We start from the raw sequence: 17,238 nt of genomic DNA on the forward strand, positions 1-17,238 counted from the left end.
CTACGCTCCGTGGCTCTTCGAACGCCTCGAGCCCAGAATGGGCGCTGGAGTAGCCGCCGAAGGCCGGGCATGGGACCCACGCCGATGTTTCACGTGAAACATCCCTCGCTGGACTGGATACGGAGTCTGAGCCGAGCACACGAACGCTCGCGACCCAGACCTGTCGGTCGCGCACCCCGAAGGCGACGCATCGAGACCCACCGCGAGGTGCCGGTGGCTTGCCCGCGTGCCGCATTTCTCACCTGACGCGATGTGGATGATCCCCTCCAGCGAGATCCGATGGAGAGTCGGTCCGATCTCGCCGGGCTCGCGCCCGACTCGATCTTCTGAAGGGGATCCTCCGTCGAGATCGAGCAACCGAATCTGCCCCGTCGGTCGAGTGGGTGGCACGGCCGTGAAATCGGACCACGACCTCCGCTGTCCCGACCCGCAGCAGCGCTACCGTTTCACGTGAAACATCTCTGATCTCGATGCACAGACCGTGCGGGTTGCTCTATCGCCGCGGCGCAGATCCCGTCAGGAAAGAGTGACCGAATCGCCCCGTCGGTCGGCAGGCACGACCGCCTCATCGAGACCCATCGCAGCCGACGGGTGCTCGGTGGTCAGCGGACGGTGCCTCGCACCACGCGTGTCGGTTCCTCGAGCAGACCCTCGCCCACGAGTTCCACTCGGGCATCCTTCACTCGAAACTTGCGCAGCACCTTGTCGGCAGCCTCGATCTCATTCGAAGCGGCCGCTCCCTTGAGGAGGATCAGCTCTCCACCGTCGCGCACCAGTGGCGCCGTGAGAGGCACGAGAGTGCGCAGCGCGCTCACCGCGCGGGCGGTGACGGCATCCAGCGCCGGTCCGCGCTTCCAGTCCTCCGCACGAGTGCGCAGCACCTCGACATTGTCGAGTCCGAGCGAGGCGACCTGCTCGTCCAGCCATGCGACGCGGCGCTCCATGGGCTCGATGAGCACCCACTGCACGTCGGGCCGCGCGATCGCGAGCACGAGTCCCGGCAGGCCGGCACCCGAACCCACGTCGCCGACCGTACCTGAGAAGAGGGGAGCAGCCACCGCGCTGTTGAGGACATGGCGCGACCACAGCCGAGCAGGCTCGAGGGGGCCGATCAGGCCGCGTTCTTCCCCGTGCTCGCCGAGGGCTCGGGTGAACGCGCGTGCCACCTCGATGCGGTCTCCGAAGATCTCCGCAGCGACCGCCGGCTCGGTCTCGATCTCGCTCATCGATGTTTCACGTGAAACGTCGGTCACCCGCGGCTGATGACCGTGTGTCGGTCGGCACCCTCGCCGTACGACTCCGAGACGAAGCCGCGCTCCGAGACGATGTCGTGGACGAGCTTGCGCTCATAGCTCGACATGGCGGGGAGGGATGCCTGGGATGCGCCCTCGTCGAGACGAGCGATCGCACGCTCGACGAGAGTCGTGAGTTCCTGCTTGCGCGTGTCGCGGGACCCGCCGATGTCCAGGATCAGGCGTGAGAAGCGGCCGGTCTTCGTCTGCACCGCGATCCGCGTGAGCTCCTGCAGCGCCTGCACGGTGTCGGGGTCGGCGAGCACGCCGACCGATCCGCCTTCGGGAGCTTCGACGGAGACATAGGCGCGGCCCGCGCGGACGTCGAGAGCGAGATCGCCGTCGATGTCGGCGATGTCGAGAAGGCCCTCCAGGAAGTCCGCGGCGAAATCGCCTTCCTGCTCGAGCTGCTCCACGGTCTCGGGGGCACGGTCAGTGCGGGTGTCGACGGCGTGGTCGGGGGTCTGGGTCATCGTGTCCTCGTCGGAGTTCTGCGGGAAGGAGATCAGGGTGTGCCCGAAGTGGCATCCGGCTTCTTGCCCTGCTGGCCTCCGCCGGCGGGCTTGTTGCCCTGCGTCTTCTTCGCGCGCTGCTTGCTCACCGGCTGCTGGCGCTTGGGAGCCGCGGCCTTCGCCGCCTCAGCCTCTTCAAAGAGGCGCTGCTGCTCGGCCTGGTACTTCTCCATCGGAACGACCTTGCCCGAGCTGTCGATCGCCTTGCCCTTGCGTGCCAGGCGCTCTTCGCGAGCTTTGGCCGCGTCGGACCCAGGCGTCGGCATCTCGCGGATGACGAGGAACTGCTGGCCCATCGTCCACAGGTTCGACACGAACCAGTAGATGACGACGCCGAGCGGGAAGAAGACGCCCGAGAAGACGAAGGCGAAGGGCAGGACGTAGAGCATGATCTTCTGCATCTGGTACGCCTGGCCGGTCTTGGCCTCGGGGGAGAGGTTCTTCGAGATGATCTGAAGCTGCGTGAAGAACTGCGACGCGATCATCAGGACGACCAGCGTGAGCAAGATCACGATGGCCGTGACGTTCTGCGTCTCGAACGCGTTGATGAGCGTCTCATGCAGGGACGCGACGCCGAACAGCTTGGCGTCGTAGAACTGCTGGGTGAGTTCGGCGTTGAGCAGTCCGACACCGCCGATGCCGGCCGTCACATGCTTGGTGACGTCGTTCAGGACGCTGAAGAGCGCGAAGAAGATCGGCATCTGAACGAGAAGCGGCAGACAGCTCGACACGGGAGTGGTGCCGTGCTTCTTGTACAGCGCCATCGTCTCGCGGCTCATCGCCTCGCGAGAGAGCTGATCCTTCTTGCCTCGGTACTTCTCCTGAACTTTTCGCAGTTCAGGAGCGATTTCCATCATCTTGCGCTGGCTCTTGATCTGCTTCACGAAGAGCGGGATGAGCGCCGAGCGCACGACGATGACCAGGCCGACGATCGAGAGCACCCACGTGATGCCGTCGGCGGGCGGAAGACCCATCGCGGTGAACAGCCAGTGCCAGAAGACGAGCACCATCTCGACCAGCCACTTGAGCGGCCAGAGGATCGTGCCGATGAGGTCGAAACCGCCGGCGGCCGGGGCGGGGGACGGTGAAGACGTCGCGGCGAACAAGAGATCCATGCGGTGGATCAGTCCTTTCCTGAGGGTGCCGGGACGACGAACCCGTGCGGGGTCAGTCCGTGGCGGAAGTGTGCGTGGGCCGGCACGTCATCGACGCCGCCGACGGCCCAGGGATGGCAGCGCCCGAGACGGGCGACGGTGAGAGCCGCGCCCTTGAGCGCGCCGTGCTGCTGGACCGCCCCGACGGCGTACGCCGAACACGACGGGTAGTACTTGCAGACATCTCCGTACGTGTGCGAGATCGTCGCGCGATACCCGTGGAGCAGACCGAGCACCAGGTTGCGGGGGAGGAGCGGGATGCTGCGCAGAGCGGACGATGCCTCGAAGTGCGCCGTCCCGAGCGCGTACGCAGGAAGAACGCTCACGCGGCTGCCCTCCGCTCGAGGCAGCGGACGACCTCGTCGCGCAGAGCGGCGTAGGGAGCCGACGCTGAGGAGGGGAGTGCCCGGATCACGATGTCCGAGCCCGGGCGGACGGCAGGCAGCGCGGTCAGACAGACCGACTTCAGGCGCCTGCGGACGGTGTTGCGTACAACAGCAGATCCCACCTGCCGGCTCACGATGAAGCCGAAGCGGGTGGGACGCTGTTCGTCAGTGGTGGTGACGTAGGTCACGGTGTGCACGGCGGCACAGCGACGACCCCGACGGACGACGGCCTTGTAATCCGCTCCGCGGGTGAGTCGGTTCGGCCGCGCCAGCACCGGCCCGTATCAGGCCGAGAGCTCGGTGCGGCCCTTGCCGCGGCGAGCCGAGAGGATGGCGCGGCCGGCGCGCGTGCGCATGCGGGCGCGGAAACCGTGCTTCTTGGCGCGGCGGCGGTTGTTGGGCTGGAACGTGCGCTTGCTCATGAGATCACTTCCGGATGAAGGAGTGTCACCGGATGTGCAACCGGAGACGACGATGAAGGGGACGACAGTGCCGAGAAGGCAGACGTCAACCGATTAAGGCTACGTCGTCGGGTCCGATAACTCAAACTGAGCGGGACGCGGGGCATTATGGCGGAGCAGAGCCCGTCGGCCTGGCAGTGACACGCGGGTCGCCCGTACAGTGGAGTTTGCTCGAAGCACCGGCGCTGACTAGCGTTGCTCCGGCAGTTATCCACAGGCTGCGCGTGAAGAAACCGCGGCGGCCCTCGGATCCATCAACAACCCGGGGGGGCCATGTCAGTGCACGAGAATCCGGATGTACCCGTCTGGACACACGTGCTGGAGATCCTGCGCACCGACGAGCGGATCACGCCGCAGCTCGAGGGCTTCCTCAGCCTCGCCGTCGCCCAGGGCGTCATGGGCGGAACCCTCTACCTCGACGTGCCGAACGACTTGACGGCCGCGCAGATCAACAAGCGCATGCGGGCGCCGATCCTCGAGGCCTTGGCCACGGCATCCCCAGAGGGTGAGGTCTCGACGTTCCGCGTCGTGGTCAACCCCGAGCTCGCCGACGCGCATCTGACGGTTCCGATCCCCGTCCAGCAGCCGGCCACGACGCCCACGGTCTCCGCGATGCGCACTCCCATGGAGGAGATTCCGGATGTCGCGGCATCCATCACCCGCAGCGACACCCGCCTCAACCCCAAGTACACCTTCGACAACTTCGTCATCGGTCAGTCCAACCGCTTCGCGCACGCGGCGGCGGTCGCCGTCGCGGAAGCACCGGCCAAGGCGTACAACCCGCTCTTCATCTACGGCGATTCGGGCCTCGGCAAGACGCACCTCCTGCACGCGATCGGCGACTACGCGATCAGCCTCTACGCCGGCATCAAGGTGCGCTACGTCTCGAGCGAGGAGTTCACGAACGACTTCATCAACTCGATCGCGAACAACCGGGGCTCGGCATTCCAGGCGCGCTATCGCGACGTCGACATCCTGCTGATCGACGACATCCAGTTCCTCCAGGGTCGCGCCGAAACCCAGGAGGCCTTCTTCCACACCTTCAATACGCTGCACGACCACGACAAGCAGGTCGTGATCACGAGTGACGTGCCGCCGAAGCACCTCACGGGCTTCGAGGACCGCATGCGCAGCCGGTTCGAGTGGGGTCTCATCACCGACGTGCAGGCCCCCGACCTCGAGACCCGCATCGCGATCCTCCGCAAGAAGGCGCAGTCCGAGCGCCTGCACATCCCCGACGACGTCCTCGAGTACATCGCGACGGTGGTCTCGTCCAACATCCGCGAACTCGAAGGCGCCCTCATCCGCGTCTCGGCGTTCGCGAGCCTCAACCGCTCGAATCTCGACATGTCGCTCGCCCAGACGGTCCTGCGCGACATCATCGACCAGGACGACGCGAACGTCATCTCGCCGACCGACATCATCACGGCCACCGCGCAGTACTTCAAGCTCACCGTCGACGACCTCTACGGCTCCAGCCGATCCCAGTCCATCGCGACGGCACGGCAGATCGCGATGTACCTGTGCCGCGAGCGCACCAGTCTGTCGCTCCCCAAGATCGGACAGCTGTTCGGCAATCGCGACCACACCACCGTGATGTACGCGTACAAGAAGATCAGCGAGCTCATGAAAGAGCGCCGCTCGATCTACAACCAGGTCTCCGACATCACGACACAGCTCGGTCGCAGCCCTCGTTGACCCGCATTCTCCAGGGGTCGCGCCACCCGACGACATATGCCGGAAGTCGTTCTTGACAACACGCGCCGACCCCGCCATCATCACGTTTCCCACAGTGTGGAAAACCTGTGGATAACTCGGGACGACCGTACGTCAGCCTGTGGGCAAGCGGGGAACGACCGTGGATGCGACGCAACGCCTTCAGCACGTCGTCCGCAGCTCGCTCACAACTTACAAAGGTGTGGTTCCGGTGTCCCGAGAGCGATCGGCTGAGTTGTCCACAGATTCCACAGGCGTTAACACCATGACGTTAACGAAGATGAAGAAGCCGGTCCGATCACCTCGAGGAACAGCGAACCGCAACGACGCGCACTGTGTGGCTGCGTGGGCAAGGGCACTAGCATGAGTACTCCCGCCTCAGATGTAAGGGAGCATTCGTGAAGTTCCACGTCAATCGCGATGTGTTCAGCGAAGCCGTGTCGTTCGTCGTCAAGCTCCTGCCGCAGCGCAATCCGCAGCCGATCCTCGCCGGCGTGCTCATCGAGGCATCCGATGCCGGGCTCTCCCTCTCGGCATTCGATTACGAGGCCTCCGCACGCACGACGATCGAAGCGACCGTCGACGACCCCGGCACGATCCTCGTGCACGGGCGTCTGCTCTCCGAGATCGCCAGCCGTCTGCCGAACGCTCCGATTCAGATCGAGGTCGACGAGGACGGCGGCATCCTGCTCTCCTGTGGTTCGGCGCGCTTCACCCTCGCGTCGATGCCGGTCCAGGAGTACCCCGCGATCCCCGAGGTCACCGGCGAGTCCGGCCTGGTCCCGGCCGAGGACTTCGCGACCGCGATCGCACAGGTCGCGTTCGCAGCCTCGCGCGATGATGTGACACCCGTGCTCACCGGTGTTCAGCTCGAGGTCTCGGGCACGACCCTGAGCCTCGTCGCGACCGACCGCTACCGGGTCGCACTGCGCGAGATCCCGTGGGACGGCGGAGCCGCGGCATCCGACGAATCCGCCGCAGCGCTCGTCCCGGCACGCACGCTCACCGAGGTCGGCAAGACCTTCGCGCACAGCGGCGACATCTCGATCGCGTTCTCCGGATCGGGCGATCGCGAGATCATCGCCTTCTCGTCGGGCAACAAGACCGTGACGTCCCTGCTCATCAAGGGCAACTTCCCACCCGTGCGTCGACTGTTCCCCGAGGCCACCGAGCACCATGCGGTGGTCAATACGGCCGAGCTCGCCGAGGCCGTGCGACGAGTCTCGCTCGTGCTCGACCGGTCCGCGCCGCTGCGGTTCACGTTCACGACCGACAGCGTCTCGATGGATGCCTCGGGCACCGAGCAGGCGCGGGCATCCGAGTCCGTCGATGCGCACCTCGTCGGCGAGGACGTCACCCTCGGACTCAACCCGCAGTACCTGCTCGAGTCTCTCGGTGCGGTGAAGAGCGAGTTCGCGCGGATCACGTTCACCTCGAGCGAGAACGCGAACAAGCTGAGCCCCGTTCTGGTGACGCCGCAGACCTCGGTCGACAAGGCCGCGGCCGAGTCGTTCAAGTACCTGCTCCAGCCGAACCTCCTGCTCCGGTAGGTGCGTCGGCACCTCCACGTAGGGTTGAGTGCGTGATCGTGGAGCAGCTGAGTCTCGTCGACTTCCGCAACTATGCGGCCGCCGACGTGACCCTGGGTCCCGGTCCGAACGTCTTCGTCGGCCGCAACGGTCAGGGCAAGACGAATCTCGCCGAGGCCATCGCATTCTTCGCGACGCTCGGCTCCCATCGCGTGTCCAACGACGCGCCGATGGTGCGCGACGGGATGGATGCGGCGATCATCCGCGCCCGGCTCGCGCACGGCGAGCGCCGAGTCCTGCTCGAAGTGCAGGTGAATCGGCAGGGCTCGAACAAGGCGCGCGTGAACGGGGCATCCGTCAAGCCGTCCGAGCTCCCGCGCTACGCGCAGGTCGTCCTCTTCGCCCCCGAGGACCTCCAGATCGTCCGCGGCGATCCCTCGGCGCGACGACGGTTCGCGGATCAGCTCCTCGTGCAGCGGACTCCGCGCATGGCGGGCGTGCTCGGCGACTACGACCGGGTGCTGAAGCAGCGCACGGCTCTCCTGAAGTCCGCGCGGGCACGCGGGATCCGCGGCGACGCACTGTCGACCCTCGACGTCTGGGACGACAAGCTCATCGCCCTCGGGTCGGAGGTCATCCGGGCGCGCATCGCGCTCGCCGAAGATCTGCAGGGTCCGCTTGCGACCGCGTACGCGGCGATCGCCGGCGCCGATCACCAGCCGCGGCTCGAATGGGCGCTGTCCGCGCGCGGGGCGGATCCAGAAGAGGGCGCTGAGGGCGACGAGGTCGAGCCGACCACTCGCGCGATCGAGGATGTCTTCCGCGAGACCCTCCTGGCTCGCCGATCCTCCGAGCTCGATCGCGGTGTGACCCTCGTCGGACCTCACCGCGACGACCTCGTCCTCCGCGTGCGCGGCCTGCCGGTCAAGGGCTATGCGTCGCACGGCGAATCGTGGTCGGTCGCCCTCGCCCTGCGTCTCGCGTCCGCCGAGCTGCTGCGGGCCGAGTCGAACCTCGGCGATCCCGTCCTCATCCTCGACGACGTCTTCGCCGAACTCGACGCCGATCGACGCACTCGCCTGGCGGGCCTTGCGAGCGGCTACGAACAGGTCGTCGTGACCGCGGCCGTCGACGCCGACATCCCGATCGAGCTCCGCGCGCGAGTCGTGCGGGTCGAGGCGGGAAAGATCCTGGAGGCAGCGGATGCCTGAATCCGACGCCCCGGTCCCCGAGACGGTCTCCACCTATCTCCGCCTTCGCGGGCTCGAGCCGCAGTCGCGCACGTTCCGCAAGAAGCGCCGCCGCGAGCTGGACGAGGAGAACGTGCCGTTCAGCGCGGGTCGCGACCCCCGCGGAGTGGGTGACGTGCTCGCAGTGATGACCCGCGAGGCGGGATGGAACCCGCAGCTCGCTCGCGAGGATGTGGTCCTGGCCTGGGCCGAGGTCGCCGGCGAGGACACCGCGGGCCACACTCGTCCCGTCGCTTTCCAGGAAGGCACGCTGACCGTCCAGGCGGATTCGACCGCGTGGGCGAAGCAGCTTCAGCTGATGCGGTCGCACATCCTCTCCGAGATCGTGCGGAGATTCCCCGAAGCGGGCGTGACCGGCATCCGCTTTCTCGGGCCCGACGTCCCCTCTTGGAAATGGGGCCCCAGAGCCATTCCAGGGCGCGGTCCTCGCGATACTTACGGCTGAACCACGTCCACGGGTCTCCCGGTCGATTCCATCGCGCGAGAGGGCCGTAGAACCCGCGGGAACAGCCGCGACACGGTAGACTGTCAGGGCACCCTACGATCGATCAGGAGCGCTCGAAACATATGACGTCCGTGAATCCCGAAAGCACTCCTGAAGCACCCCGAAACAGCCCTGAACCGAACGGCGCCGAGTACGGGGCCGATCAGATCCAGGTGCTCGAAGGACTCGAGGCCGTGCGCAAGCGCCCGGGTATGTACATCGGCTCGACCGGGCCCCGCGGCCTGCATCACCTGGTGCAGGAGATCGTCGACAACTCCGTCGACGAGGCGATGGCCGGCTACTGCGACACGATCCTCGTGACGATCCTCCCCGACGGCGGCGTGCGCGTCGTCGACAACGGACGAGGCATCCCGGTCGACATGCACAAGACCGAGGGCAAGTCGACCGTCGAGGTGGTGCTCACCGTGCTGCACGCCGGCGGCAAGTTCGGTGGCGGCGGGTACGCCGTCTCGGGTGGTCTGCACGGCGTCGGGTCGTCGGTCGTGAACGCCCTGTCGACGCGCCTCGAGGTCGAGGTCCACCGCGAGGGCTACGCGTGGCGCCAGGAGTACCGCGACGGCGGCGTCCCGCAGGCACCGCTGGAGCGAGCCGAGAAGAGCGACATCACCGGCACGACGATCACGTTCTGGCCCGATGCATCCATCTTCGAATCCATCGACTTCGAGTACGACACGCTGCGCACCCGCTTCCAGCAGATGGCATTCCTCAACAAGGGGCTCCGCATCGACGTCCGTGACGAGCGCCCCTCGTCCGCGTACGAAGAGGAGGTCGAAGCCGGCGAGGTCGTGCTTCAGCAGCCGAACGACAGCTTCCTCTACGAGCGCGGCCTCGTCGACTACGTCGAATACCTCAACAAGGTGCGCAAGGCCGAGCACGTGAACGACGAGGTGATCGACTTCGAATCCGAGGACACCGTGCGCAAGATCTCGGTCGAGGTCGCGATGCAGTGGACGACCAGCTACACCGAGAACGTCTTCACGTACGCGAACGTCATCAACACGCACGAGGGCGGAACGCACGAAGAAGGATTCCGCGCGGCACTGACGACGCTCGTCAACAAGTACGCACGCGCGAACAACCTGCTCAAGGAGAAGGACGAGAACCTCTCGGGCGACGATGTGCGCGAGGGCCTCACGGCCGTCATCTCGGTGAAGCTCTCCGAGCCGCAGTTCGAGGGCCAGACCAAGACCAAGCTCGGCAACACCGAGGCGAAGGCGTTCGTCCAGAAGGTCGTGGGCGATCAGCTCGGCGACTGGTTCGACCGCAACCCGGTGCAGGCCAAGAACATCATCCGCAAGGCGATCGACGCCGCGACCGCGCGGCTCGCCGCCCGCAAGGCGCGCGAGACCGCACGCCGCAAGAGCGTCTTCGAGTCGGCCGCGATGCCCGACAAACTGAAGGACTGCACGAGCAAGGACCCATCGATCAGCGAGATCTTCCTCGTCGAGGGGGACTCGGCCGGCGGCTCCGCGGTGCAGGGTCGCGACCCTCACACGCAGGCGATCCTCGCCCTCCGCGGCAAGATCCTCAACGTCGAGCGCGCGCGTCTCGACCGCGCCCTCGGCAACAAAGAGGTGCAGGCGATGATCCAGGCCTTCGGCACGGGCATCGGTGAGGACTTCGACATCGAGAAGGCGCGCTATCACAAGATCGTGCTGATGGCCGATGCCGACGTCGACGGTCAGCACATCACGACGCTCCTGCTCACGCTGCTGTTCCGCTACATGCGCGGACTCATCGAGGCGGGGTTCGTCTACCTCGCGCAGCCGCCGCTCTACCGACTCAAGTGGTCGAACTCGCCGCACGAGTACGTGTACAGCGATCGCGAGCGCGACGCTCTGCTCGCGGCCGGTGTCGCCGAGGGCAAGAGGATCCCGAAGGACAACGGCATCCAGCGCTACAAGGGTCTCGGCGAGATGAACGACAAGGAACTGTGGGAGACGACCATGGATCCCGAGACGCGCACGCTCAAGCAGGTGACGATCGACGACGCCGCCGCGGCGGATGAGATCTTCACCGTCCTCATGGGTGAAGACGTCGAGTCGCGCCGCAGCTTCATCCAGCGGAACGCGAAAGACGTCCGCTTCCTCGACATCTGATTCCGGCGTCGCCCCCGCCGAACGACATAGCGAACTGAGAGAACATGACTGACGACGTTCGTCCCGACGCCCCGGAGCACAACCACGGGCACATCGACCAGGTCGACCTGCAGTCCGAGATGCAGCGGAGCTACCTCGACTACGCGATGAGCGTCATCGTCGGGCGTGCGCTGCCACGCGTCGAGGACGGCCTCAAGCCGGTGCACCGCCGTGTCATCTACGGCATGTACGACGGAGGATTCCGCCCCGACAAGTCGTTCTCGAAGTGCGCCCGCGTCGTCGGCGAGGTCATGGGTCACTACCACCCGCACGGCGACGCCCCGATCTACGACGCACTCGTGCGCCTCGTCCAGCCGTGGGCACTGCGCTACCCGCTCGCCATCGGGCAGGGCAACTTCGGCTCGCCCGGCAACCAGGGCGCCGCCGCGCCGCGCTACACCGAGACGAAGATGGCCCAGCTCGCCCTCGAGATGGTGCGCGACATCGAAGAGGACACCGTCGACTTCGTCGACAACTACGACGGGCAGACGCAGGAGCCGGTCGTCCTTCCGGCGCGGTTCCCGAACCTGCTGGTCAACGGCTCGGTCGGCATCGCCGTCGGCATGGCGACCAACATCCCGCCGCACAACCTCCGCGAGGTGGCCGCGGGTGCACTGTGGGCGCTCGAGAACCCGGACGCGACCAAGGAAGAGCTGCTCGAAGCGCTCATGGAGCGCATCCCCGGTCCGGACTTCCCCACCCACGCGCAGATCCTCGGCACGAAGGGCATCAAGGACGCCTATCGCACGGGCCGCGGCTCGATCACGATGCGCGCCGTCGTCAACGTCGAAGAGATCCAGGGCCGCACGTGCCTCGTGATCACCGAACTGCCGTACCAGGTCAACCCCGACAACGTCGCGGTCAAGATCAGCGATCTCGCGCGCGAGGGCAAGATCACGGGCATCGCCGACATCCGCGACGAGTCCTCGGGACGCACGGGGCAGCGCCTCGTGATCGTCCTGAAGCGGGATGCCGTCGCCAAGGTCGTCCTCAACAACCTCTACAAGCACACTCAGCTGCAGGACAACTTCGGCGCGAACATGCTCGCGATCGTCGACGGCGTGCCGCGCACGCTGCCGCTCGACGGCTTCATCACCCACTGGATCGATCACCAGCTCGACGTCATCCAGCGGCGGACGGCCTACCGTCTGCGTGAGGCCGAGAAGCGCATGCACATCCTGCGCGGCTACCTCAAGGCACTCGACGCGCTCGACGAGGTCATCGCGCTCATCCGTCGCTCCCCGACACCGAGCGAGGCCAACGAGGGCCTGCAGAAGCTCCTCGACATCGACGAGGTGCAGGCCGCGGCGATCCTCGACATGCAGCTGCGCCGGCTCGCGGCGCTGGAGCGACAGAAGCTCATCGACGAGGCCGCGGCCCTCGAACTCAAGATCGCCGACTTCCACGAGATCCTCGCGACGCCGGCGCGCCAGCGCACGATCATCACCGAGGAGCTCACCGGCATCGTCGAGCGGTTCGGCGACGATCGGCGCACGCAGATCCTCCAGGGCTTCGACGGCGACATGTCGGTCGAAGACCTCATCCCCGAGGAGGAGATGGTCGTCACGGTCACGCGCGACGGCTACATCAAGCGCACGCGCAGCGACAACTATCGCTCGCAGCACCGCGGCGGCAAGGGCGTCAAGGGTGCGCAGCTGCGCGCCGACGACGTCGTCGAGCACTTCTTCGTCACGACGACGCACCACTGGCTGCTGTTCTTCTCGACCAAGGGCCGGGTCTATCGCGCGAAGGCCTACGAGGTGGCAGAGGCGGGTCGGGATGCCAAGGGCCAGCACGTCGCGAACCTCCTCGCTCTGCAGCCGGGCGAGGAGATCGCGCAGATCCTCGACATCCGGGACTACAAGGTCGCGGACTATCTCGTGCTCGCGACCCGCGGTGGACTCGTGAAGAAGACGCGTCTCGAGGAGTACGACACCAACCGCCAGGGCGGGATCATCGCCATCAAGCTGCGCGGGCAGGACGACGAGGACGGCGACGAGCTCGTCTCCGCACTCCTCGTGGACGAGGGCGAGGACATCCTCCTCATCAGCCGGCACGGAATGTCGCTCCGCTTCGAGGCGACCGACGATGCGCTGCGACCCATGGGCCGATCGACCGAAGGCGTCAAGGGCATGTCGTTCCGTGCTGACGACAGCCTGCTGTCGGCGTCGGTCGCACAGGATGACGAGTTCGTCTTCGTCGTGACCGAAGGCGGCTACGCCAAGCGCACCGAGGTCGGCCAGTATCGCACCCAGAGCCGCGGCGGTCTGGGCATCAAGGTGGCCAAGCTGAACGAGGATCGCGGTGACCTCGCAGGCGGTCTGATCGTCTCCGAGGACGACGAGGTCTTGGTGGTTCTTGCCAGCGGCAAGGTGGTACGCTCTGCCGTGGCCGAGGTCCCCGCCAAGGGTCGCGACACCATGGGTGTTGTGTTCGCCCGCCCCGACGACGACGATCGCATCCTGGCGATCGCGCGCAACGGCGAGCGCGGACTGGCCGAGATCACAGAGACCGCCGAGCCCGACTCGGCCCCCGTGTCCGTCGATGGGCCCACTGAAGCTGCAGACGCAGTGACCGCCGAAGAGAGTACTGACCTATGAGCACCGTAGCCGACAAGCTCGCCAAGAAGTCCAGCCACAAGACCAGCGCCAAGCAGGTGCGCCTGCGTCTCGTCTACGTCGACTTCTGGTCCGCCGTGAAGCTGTCGTTCCTCGCCGCGATCGCGGTCGCGGTCGTCACGATCGTCTCGTTCGTCCTGATGTTCCTGATCGTGCGCACGACCGGACTCATCGACCAGGCCGACGAGTTCCTCGGCGGCTTCTCGGACGGCAGCTTCCTGCTGTCGAGCTTCGTCAGCTTCCCGCAGGTTCTGGCCTTCGCGGCAATCGTCGCGATCCTCAATCTCGTCGTCGTGACCGTGCTCGGCGCGGTCATGGCCGGCATCTACAACCTCGCCGTGAAGGTGACGGGCGGGCTGCTCGTCGGCTTCACGTCGAACTGACGATCGACCTCTTCCGATTTCGACATTGCCCGCTCGTCGGGTAAAGTCTTGGAGGTTGACGGCGCGAGATCGCCGGCACGATCGGGGCTATAGCTCAGGCGGTTAGAGCGCTTCACTGATAATGAAGAGGTCCCAGGTTCAAGTCCTGGTAGCCCCACCAATTCCATACCTCTCGGGGCCTTAACTCAGTTGGTAGAGTGCCTGCTTTGCAAGCAGGATGTCAGGAGTTCGATTCTCCTAGGCTCCACAGTCTTTCCCTCCTTCTCGGTGCTGCCCCTGTCGTCCGGCGACAACGTTTCCCGTCACCGTGTGCCCGACGCGGTATTCCTCTCAGAAGTCGAGCAGCGTCGTTCGACAGGAAGGGCACCCATGGTCTGGGCATGGCTTCGGATCGCAGCGGCGGTCGTCGGAATCTCGGGCGTCGTCGCGGGCTTCATCGTCAACGTCGACCGCGCGGGGCGTCAGGGGCAGGATCTCGGTCTGGTTCTGGCGAACTACTGCAGCCTCTTCACGATCCTGTCGACCATCATCCTCGTCGTGACCTTCGTCGTCGCCGCGGTCTGGTCGCTGCGGAACCCGGGTCTCTCGTCCGAGCCGTTCGGTGTCGCGCTCGCGATCGCCGGCATCACAGGACCGATCCTCCTTCTCGGAATCGTGTACAACGCGCTGCTCCGCGGGCTGCCGTCCGAGATCGCGCAGAGCGATCCATCCGGAATCCACGCGCTCGACGTCTGGGCGACCGAGTCGCTCCACGTGATCATCCCGCTCTACCTGCTCGTCGACCTCTTCTTCGCGTCGCGCCGTCGTGGTCTGCCGTGGTGGTCTCTCGCGGTCATCGTGGCGTACCCGCTCGTCTGGTTGATCTACACGGTCATCCGTGGAGGCATCGTTCCCGACCCCAGCGGCGCGCACGACTGGTGGTACCCGTATCCGTTCCTCGATCCGCACGGTGCCGGTGGTTGGCCCTCGGTCCTCATCTACGTGGGGGTCATGCTGGTCGTACTCGTCGGGATCGGCGCGGCGATCGTCGGCATCGGGCGACTGCGCGGCCGTCGCTCCGCGGCACGCCGCACCGGGGAGAGCCTCCCCGTCTGACGAACATGGATCCTTGTCCGCGCCGCGGCGACCCGCCCTGTGGAGTCGATGCCTGAGTAGGGTGAAGCATGGACATGCGGGTGGCCGCGTACGGGATCATCGTCGACAGCGAAGAGCGGATGCTGCTCGCGCACTGGATCGAGGGTCGCCGCGCCGCGTGGACCCTGCCGGGCGGTGGACTCGAACCCGGTGAGGACCCCGAGAAGGCAGTCCGGCGCGAAGTGCGCGAAGAGACCGGCTATCGGGTCGTGGTCGACGAGCTGCTCGGCATCCATTCGCGTGTCATTCCAGGGGCCCGCCGGATCACCCCGGCCGACGAGCCCCTTCAGGCGCTGCGGATCGTGTACCGCGCCCACATCACGGGCGGAAAGCTGCGCAACGAGAGGAACGGATCCACCGATCGGGCGGAGTGGTTCCCCGTGTCCGAGGTGCGCACGCTGCAGCGGGTGAAGCTCGTCGACATCGGACTCAAGATGGCGCAGGTGAGGGGAGCGTCAGTCAGCGTCCTGTGAGATGTCGGCGACGGTGGCGCCGTATGCCGCGATGAGGGCATCCGCGTCGACGAAGAGACTGTAGCCATGCGCTCCGGCGCCCATCGCGATGCGGGTACCCACGATGCGCTCGTCGGCGAAGACCGGCCAGTCGCCGTCGGCGCCGATCGGCACGATCGTGCCGCGTTCGTACCCCGTCGCGGCCAGTGCACGTGCGGCATCGGGAAGCTGAAGCTTGTTCACGCCGACGACGGCACGCAGCTTCGGCCACGAGATCGAACGGTCGCCCGGCACCAGCGCGAACAGGAAGGTGTCATCGCTCCGCTTCACGACCAGCGTCTTGACGATGTCGGCGGGCTGCAGACCGAGCAGCGACGCTGCTTCGGCGAGGCTGTCGGCGCGCGGTCGCTCGCGCAACTCGATGTCGAGTCCGAGAGCGGATGCCGCGTCTCGGACCCGATCGAGAGGATCAGGCATCCGGCGCGCGCAGCGGGTCGTCCGCGACCCAGAGCTCGTCATCGGCGCGGAGCGTCTGCCATGCGGCGTAGAGGACGCCCACCGCAGCCGCGACGCCGAGGATGATCGCGATGACGCCCCCGGCACCCATGCCCTGCTTCTGCGGCGCGGGAACGTATCCGGAGAGCCGCTTCGACACGCTCTTGGCGTACTTGTCGGCCTTCTTCGCATAGTCACGCGAATCGGGCAGCGAGAAGCCGCGCCCCGCGGCGAGGCGGGCACGGGTCTCGTTGGCGGCGTCCCACGCGGACAGAGCCGAGCCGACGACGACGCCGGCCGTCGGGATCACGTTCTTCTGCAGGACCTGCTTCGAGGCCTGCACGCCCTTGTCGAGGTAGGGGGCCGCGTACTGCTCGTAGCCTTCGCGCACGCGAGGTGCGACCTGCTCACGACCGAAGTAGCCGAGCTGCCTGCTGGCCTCACGCGCGACATCCGCCGCCTCGCTCACGAGGACCTGCTGCGACTGCCACAGGTTGTTCGCCTGCGACTGGAGCTTCTTGAGTTCCTTCTTGCGCTTGCGGCTGAGGCTCACGGGGCACTCCCTCTCGACGGGGTCGGTGGAGATTCCATCTTGCCAGAACCCCGGGGACGCGGGAGGGCTTGCACAGAACTCTGCGAGAATGTACGACATGCCCCAGCACACTGCCGTCGCCACTTTCCACACCAACCACGGCGACATCGTCGTCAACCTGTTCGGGGACCACGCGCCCCGCACGGTGAAGAACTTCATCGGCCTCGCCGACGGCACCGGGGCCTGGACCGATCCGTCCACCGGCAAGCCCGGCGAGGGCCCGCTCTACAAGGATGTCGTGTTCCACCGCATCATCCCGAACTTCATGATCCAGGGCGGCGACCCGCTCGGTCAGGGCACCGGCGGGCCGGGCTACACGTTCAACGACGAGATCAACGGCGAGCTCGACTTCAACGAGCCCTACAAGCTCGCGATGGCCAACGCCGGACTCCGCCGCAACGCGATCACCGGCCAGCCCGAGGGCACCAACGGATCGCAGTTCTTCATCACGACCGACCCGACCCCGTGGCTCCAGGGCAAGCACACGATCTTCGGCGAGGTCGCCGACGACGCGTCGAAGGCCGTGGTCGACGCGCTCGGCGCAGTGCCGACCGCCGCCGGCGACCGTCCGATCGAGCCGGTCGTACTGCAGTCGGTCGACATCGTCGCCGTCTAGTAACC

General features: G+C 66.4%; 18 protein-coding genes and 2 tRNA genes. 12 read left to right on the forward strand and 8 right to left on the reverse strand.

Features of this window, described 5'->3' with window-relative positions; genetic code table 11:
* Positions 1-602: 602 nt before the first annotated feature.
* The 6 genes from rsmG to rpmH are packed head-to-tail and all read right to left on the reverse strand — an operon-like array spanning position 603 to position 3,766.
* Positions 603-1,226, reverse strand: a complete 624-nt coding sequence (rsmG, locus tag ACTIFV_RS02465; protein WP_439591169.1) for a 16S rRNA (guanine(527)-N(7))-methyltransferase RsmG — start codon at positions 1,224-1,226, stop codon at positions 603-605.
* Positions 1,227-1,249: 23 nt separating this feature from the next.
* Positions 1,250-1,765: a protein jag gene (locus tag ACTIFV_RS02470; RefSeq protein ID WP_439591170.1), complete on the reverse strand. Its 516-nt coding sequence runs from the start codon at positions 1,763-1,765 to the stop codon at positions 1,250-1,252.
* 32 nt (positions 1,766-1,797) lie between these two features.
* Positions 1,798-2,919, reverse strand: coding sequence for a membrane protein insertase YidC (gene yidC / locus ACTIFV_RS02475; protein WP_439591171.1), 1,122 nt, complete (start codon positions 2,917-2,919; stop codon positions 1,798-1,800).
* Positions 2,920-2,927: 8 nt separating this feature from the next.
* Entirely contained in the window at positions 2,928-3,284 is a 357-nt protein-coding gene (gene yidD / locus ACTIFV_RS02480; RefSeq protein WP_439591172.1) for a membrane protein insertion efficiency factor YidD, read from the reverse strand.
* A complete protein-coding gene (gene rnpA, locus ACTIFV_RS02485) occupies positions 3,281-3,619 on the reverse strand; it encodes a ribonuclease P protein component (RefSeq protein WP_439591173.1) in 339 nt (112 codons plus the stop codon). The genes yidD and rnpA overlap by 4 nt, the downstream gene beginning before the upstream one ends.
* 9 nt (positions 3,620-3,628) lie before the next feature.
* The gene (rpmH, locus tag ACTIFV_RS02490; RefSeq protein ID WP_036304730.1) at positions 3,629-3,766 is read right to left on the reverse strand and encodes a 50S ribosomal protein L34; all 138 of its coding nucleotides are present in this window, start codon (positions 3,764-3,766) and stop codon (positions 3,629-3,631) included.
* A 312-nt stretch (positions 3,767-4,078) separates the two neighbouring features.
* Between rpmH and dnaA the strand changes: the two genes are divergently transcribed.
* From dnaA to ACTIFV_RS02545, 11 genes are all read left to right on the forward strand, one after another.
* Positions 4,079-5,503, forward strand: a complete 1,425-nt coding sequence (dnaA, locus tag ACTIFV_RS02495) for a chromosomal replication initiator protein DnaA (protein WP_439591174.1) — start codon at positions 4,079-4,081, stop codon at positions 5,501-5,503.
* Positions 5,504-5,919: 416 nt separating this feature from the next.
* Complete coding sequence (gene dnaN / locus ACTIFV_RS02500; RefSeq protein WP_439591175.1) at positions 5,920-7,071, forward strand: DNA polymerase III subunit beta; 1,152 nt, start codon at positions 5,920-5,922, stop codon at positions 7,069-7,071.
* A gap of 32 nt (positions 7,072-7,103) precedes the next feature.
* On the forward strand, positions 7,104-8,261 hold the full coding sequence (gene recF / locus ACTIFV_RS02505) for a DNA replication/repair protein RecF (protein ID WP_439591176.1): 1,158 nt from the start codon (positions 7,104-7,106) through the stop codon (positions 8,259-8,261).
* Entirely contained in the window at positions 8,254-8,745 is a 492-nt protein-coding gene (locus tag ACTIFV_RS02510; protein ID WP_439591177.1) for a DUF721 domain-containing protein, read from the forward strand. The genes recF and ACTIFV_RS02510 overlap by 8 nt, the downstream gene beginning before the upstream one ends.
* Positions 8,746-8,867: 122 nt before the next feature.
* Complete coding sequence (gene gyrB, locus ACTIFV_RS02515) at positions 8,868-10,904, forward strand: DNA topoisomerase (ATP-hydrolyzing) subunit B (protein ID WP_439591178.1); 2,037 nt, start codon at positions 8,868-8,870, stop codon at positions 10,902-10,904.
* 44 nt (positions 10,905-10,948) lie between these two features.
* Positions 10,949-13,543, forward strand: a complete 2,595-nt coding sequence (gene gyrA, locus ACTIFV_RS02520) for a DNA gyrase subunit A (protein ID WP_439591179.1) — start codon at positions 10,949-10,951, stop codon at positions 13,541-13,543.
* Positions 13,540-13,944 (forward strand): DUF3566 domain-containing protein, encoded by a 405-nt coding sequence (locus ACTIFV_RS02525; RefSeq protein WP_439591180.1) that lies wholly within the window; start codon positions 13,540-13,542, stop codon positions 13,942-13,944. The genes gyrA and ACTIFV_RS02525 overlap by 4 nt, the downstream gene beginning before the upstream one ends.
* 83 nt (positions 13,945-14,027) lie before the next feature.
* Positions 14,028-14,104, forward strand: a tRNA-Ile gene (locus ACTIFV_RS02530).
* Positions 14,105-14,118: 14 nt separating this feature from the next.
* Positions 14,119-14,191: transfer RNA gene (locus tag ACTIFV_RS02535), tRNA-Ala, on the forward strand.
* Between the two features lie 122 nt (positions 14,192-14,313).
* Positions 14,314-15,039 (forward strand): Pr6Pr family membrane protein, encoded by a 726-nt coding sequence (locus ACTIFV_RS02540; RefSeq protein WP_439591181.1) that lies wholly within the window; start codon positions 14,314-14,316, stop codon positions 15,037-15,039.
* A gap of 68 nt (positions 15,040-15,107) precedes the next feature.
* Positions 15,108-15,551 (forward strand): NUDIX hydrolase, encoded by a 444-nt coding sequence (locus tag ACTIFV_RS02545; RefSeq protein WP_439591182.1) that lies wholly within the window; start codon positions 15,108-15,110, stop codon positions 15,549-15,551.
* Here ACTIFV_RS02545 and ACTIFV_RS02550 read toward each other — a convergent pair.
* Both ACTIFV_RS02550 and ACTIFV_RS02555 read right to left on the reverse strand, forming a co-directional pair.
* Positions 15,534-16,007: an aminoacyl-tRNA deacylase gene (locus tag ACTIFV_RS02550; protein ID WP_439591183.1), complete on the reverse strand. Its 474-nt coding sequence runs from the start codon at positions 16,005-16,007 to the stop codon at positions 15,534-15,536. The genes ACTIFV_RS02545 and ACTIFV_RS02550 overlap by 18 nt on opposite strands.
* Positions 16,000-16,578, reverse strand: a complete 579-nt coding sequence (locus ACTIFV_RS02555) for a DNA helicase (RefSeq protein ID WP_439591184.1) — start codon at positions 16,576-16,578, stop codon at positions 16,000-16,002. Before ACTIFV_RS02555 ends, ACTIFV_RS02550 begins: the two co-directional genes overlap by 8 nt.
* Positions 16,579-16,675: 97 nt before the next feature.
* On the opposite strand from ACTIFV_RS02555, the gene ACTIFV_RS02560 reads away from it, so the two are divergent.
* On the forward strand, positions 16,676-17,233 hold the full coding sequence (locus ACTIFV_RS02560) for a peptidylprolyl isomerase (protein WP_439591185.1): 558 nt from the start codon (positions 16,676-16,678) through the stop codon (positions 17,231-17,233).
* The last annotated feature ends 5 nt before the right edge of the window (positions 17,234-17,238 follow it).

The organism is Microbacterium sp. (assembly GCF_051860965.1).
In the GTDB taxonomy this organism is placed as follows: domain Bacteria; phylum Actinomycetota; class Actinomycetes; order Actinomycetales; family Microbacteriaceae; genus Microbacterium.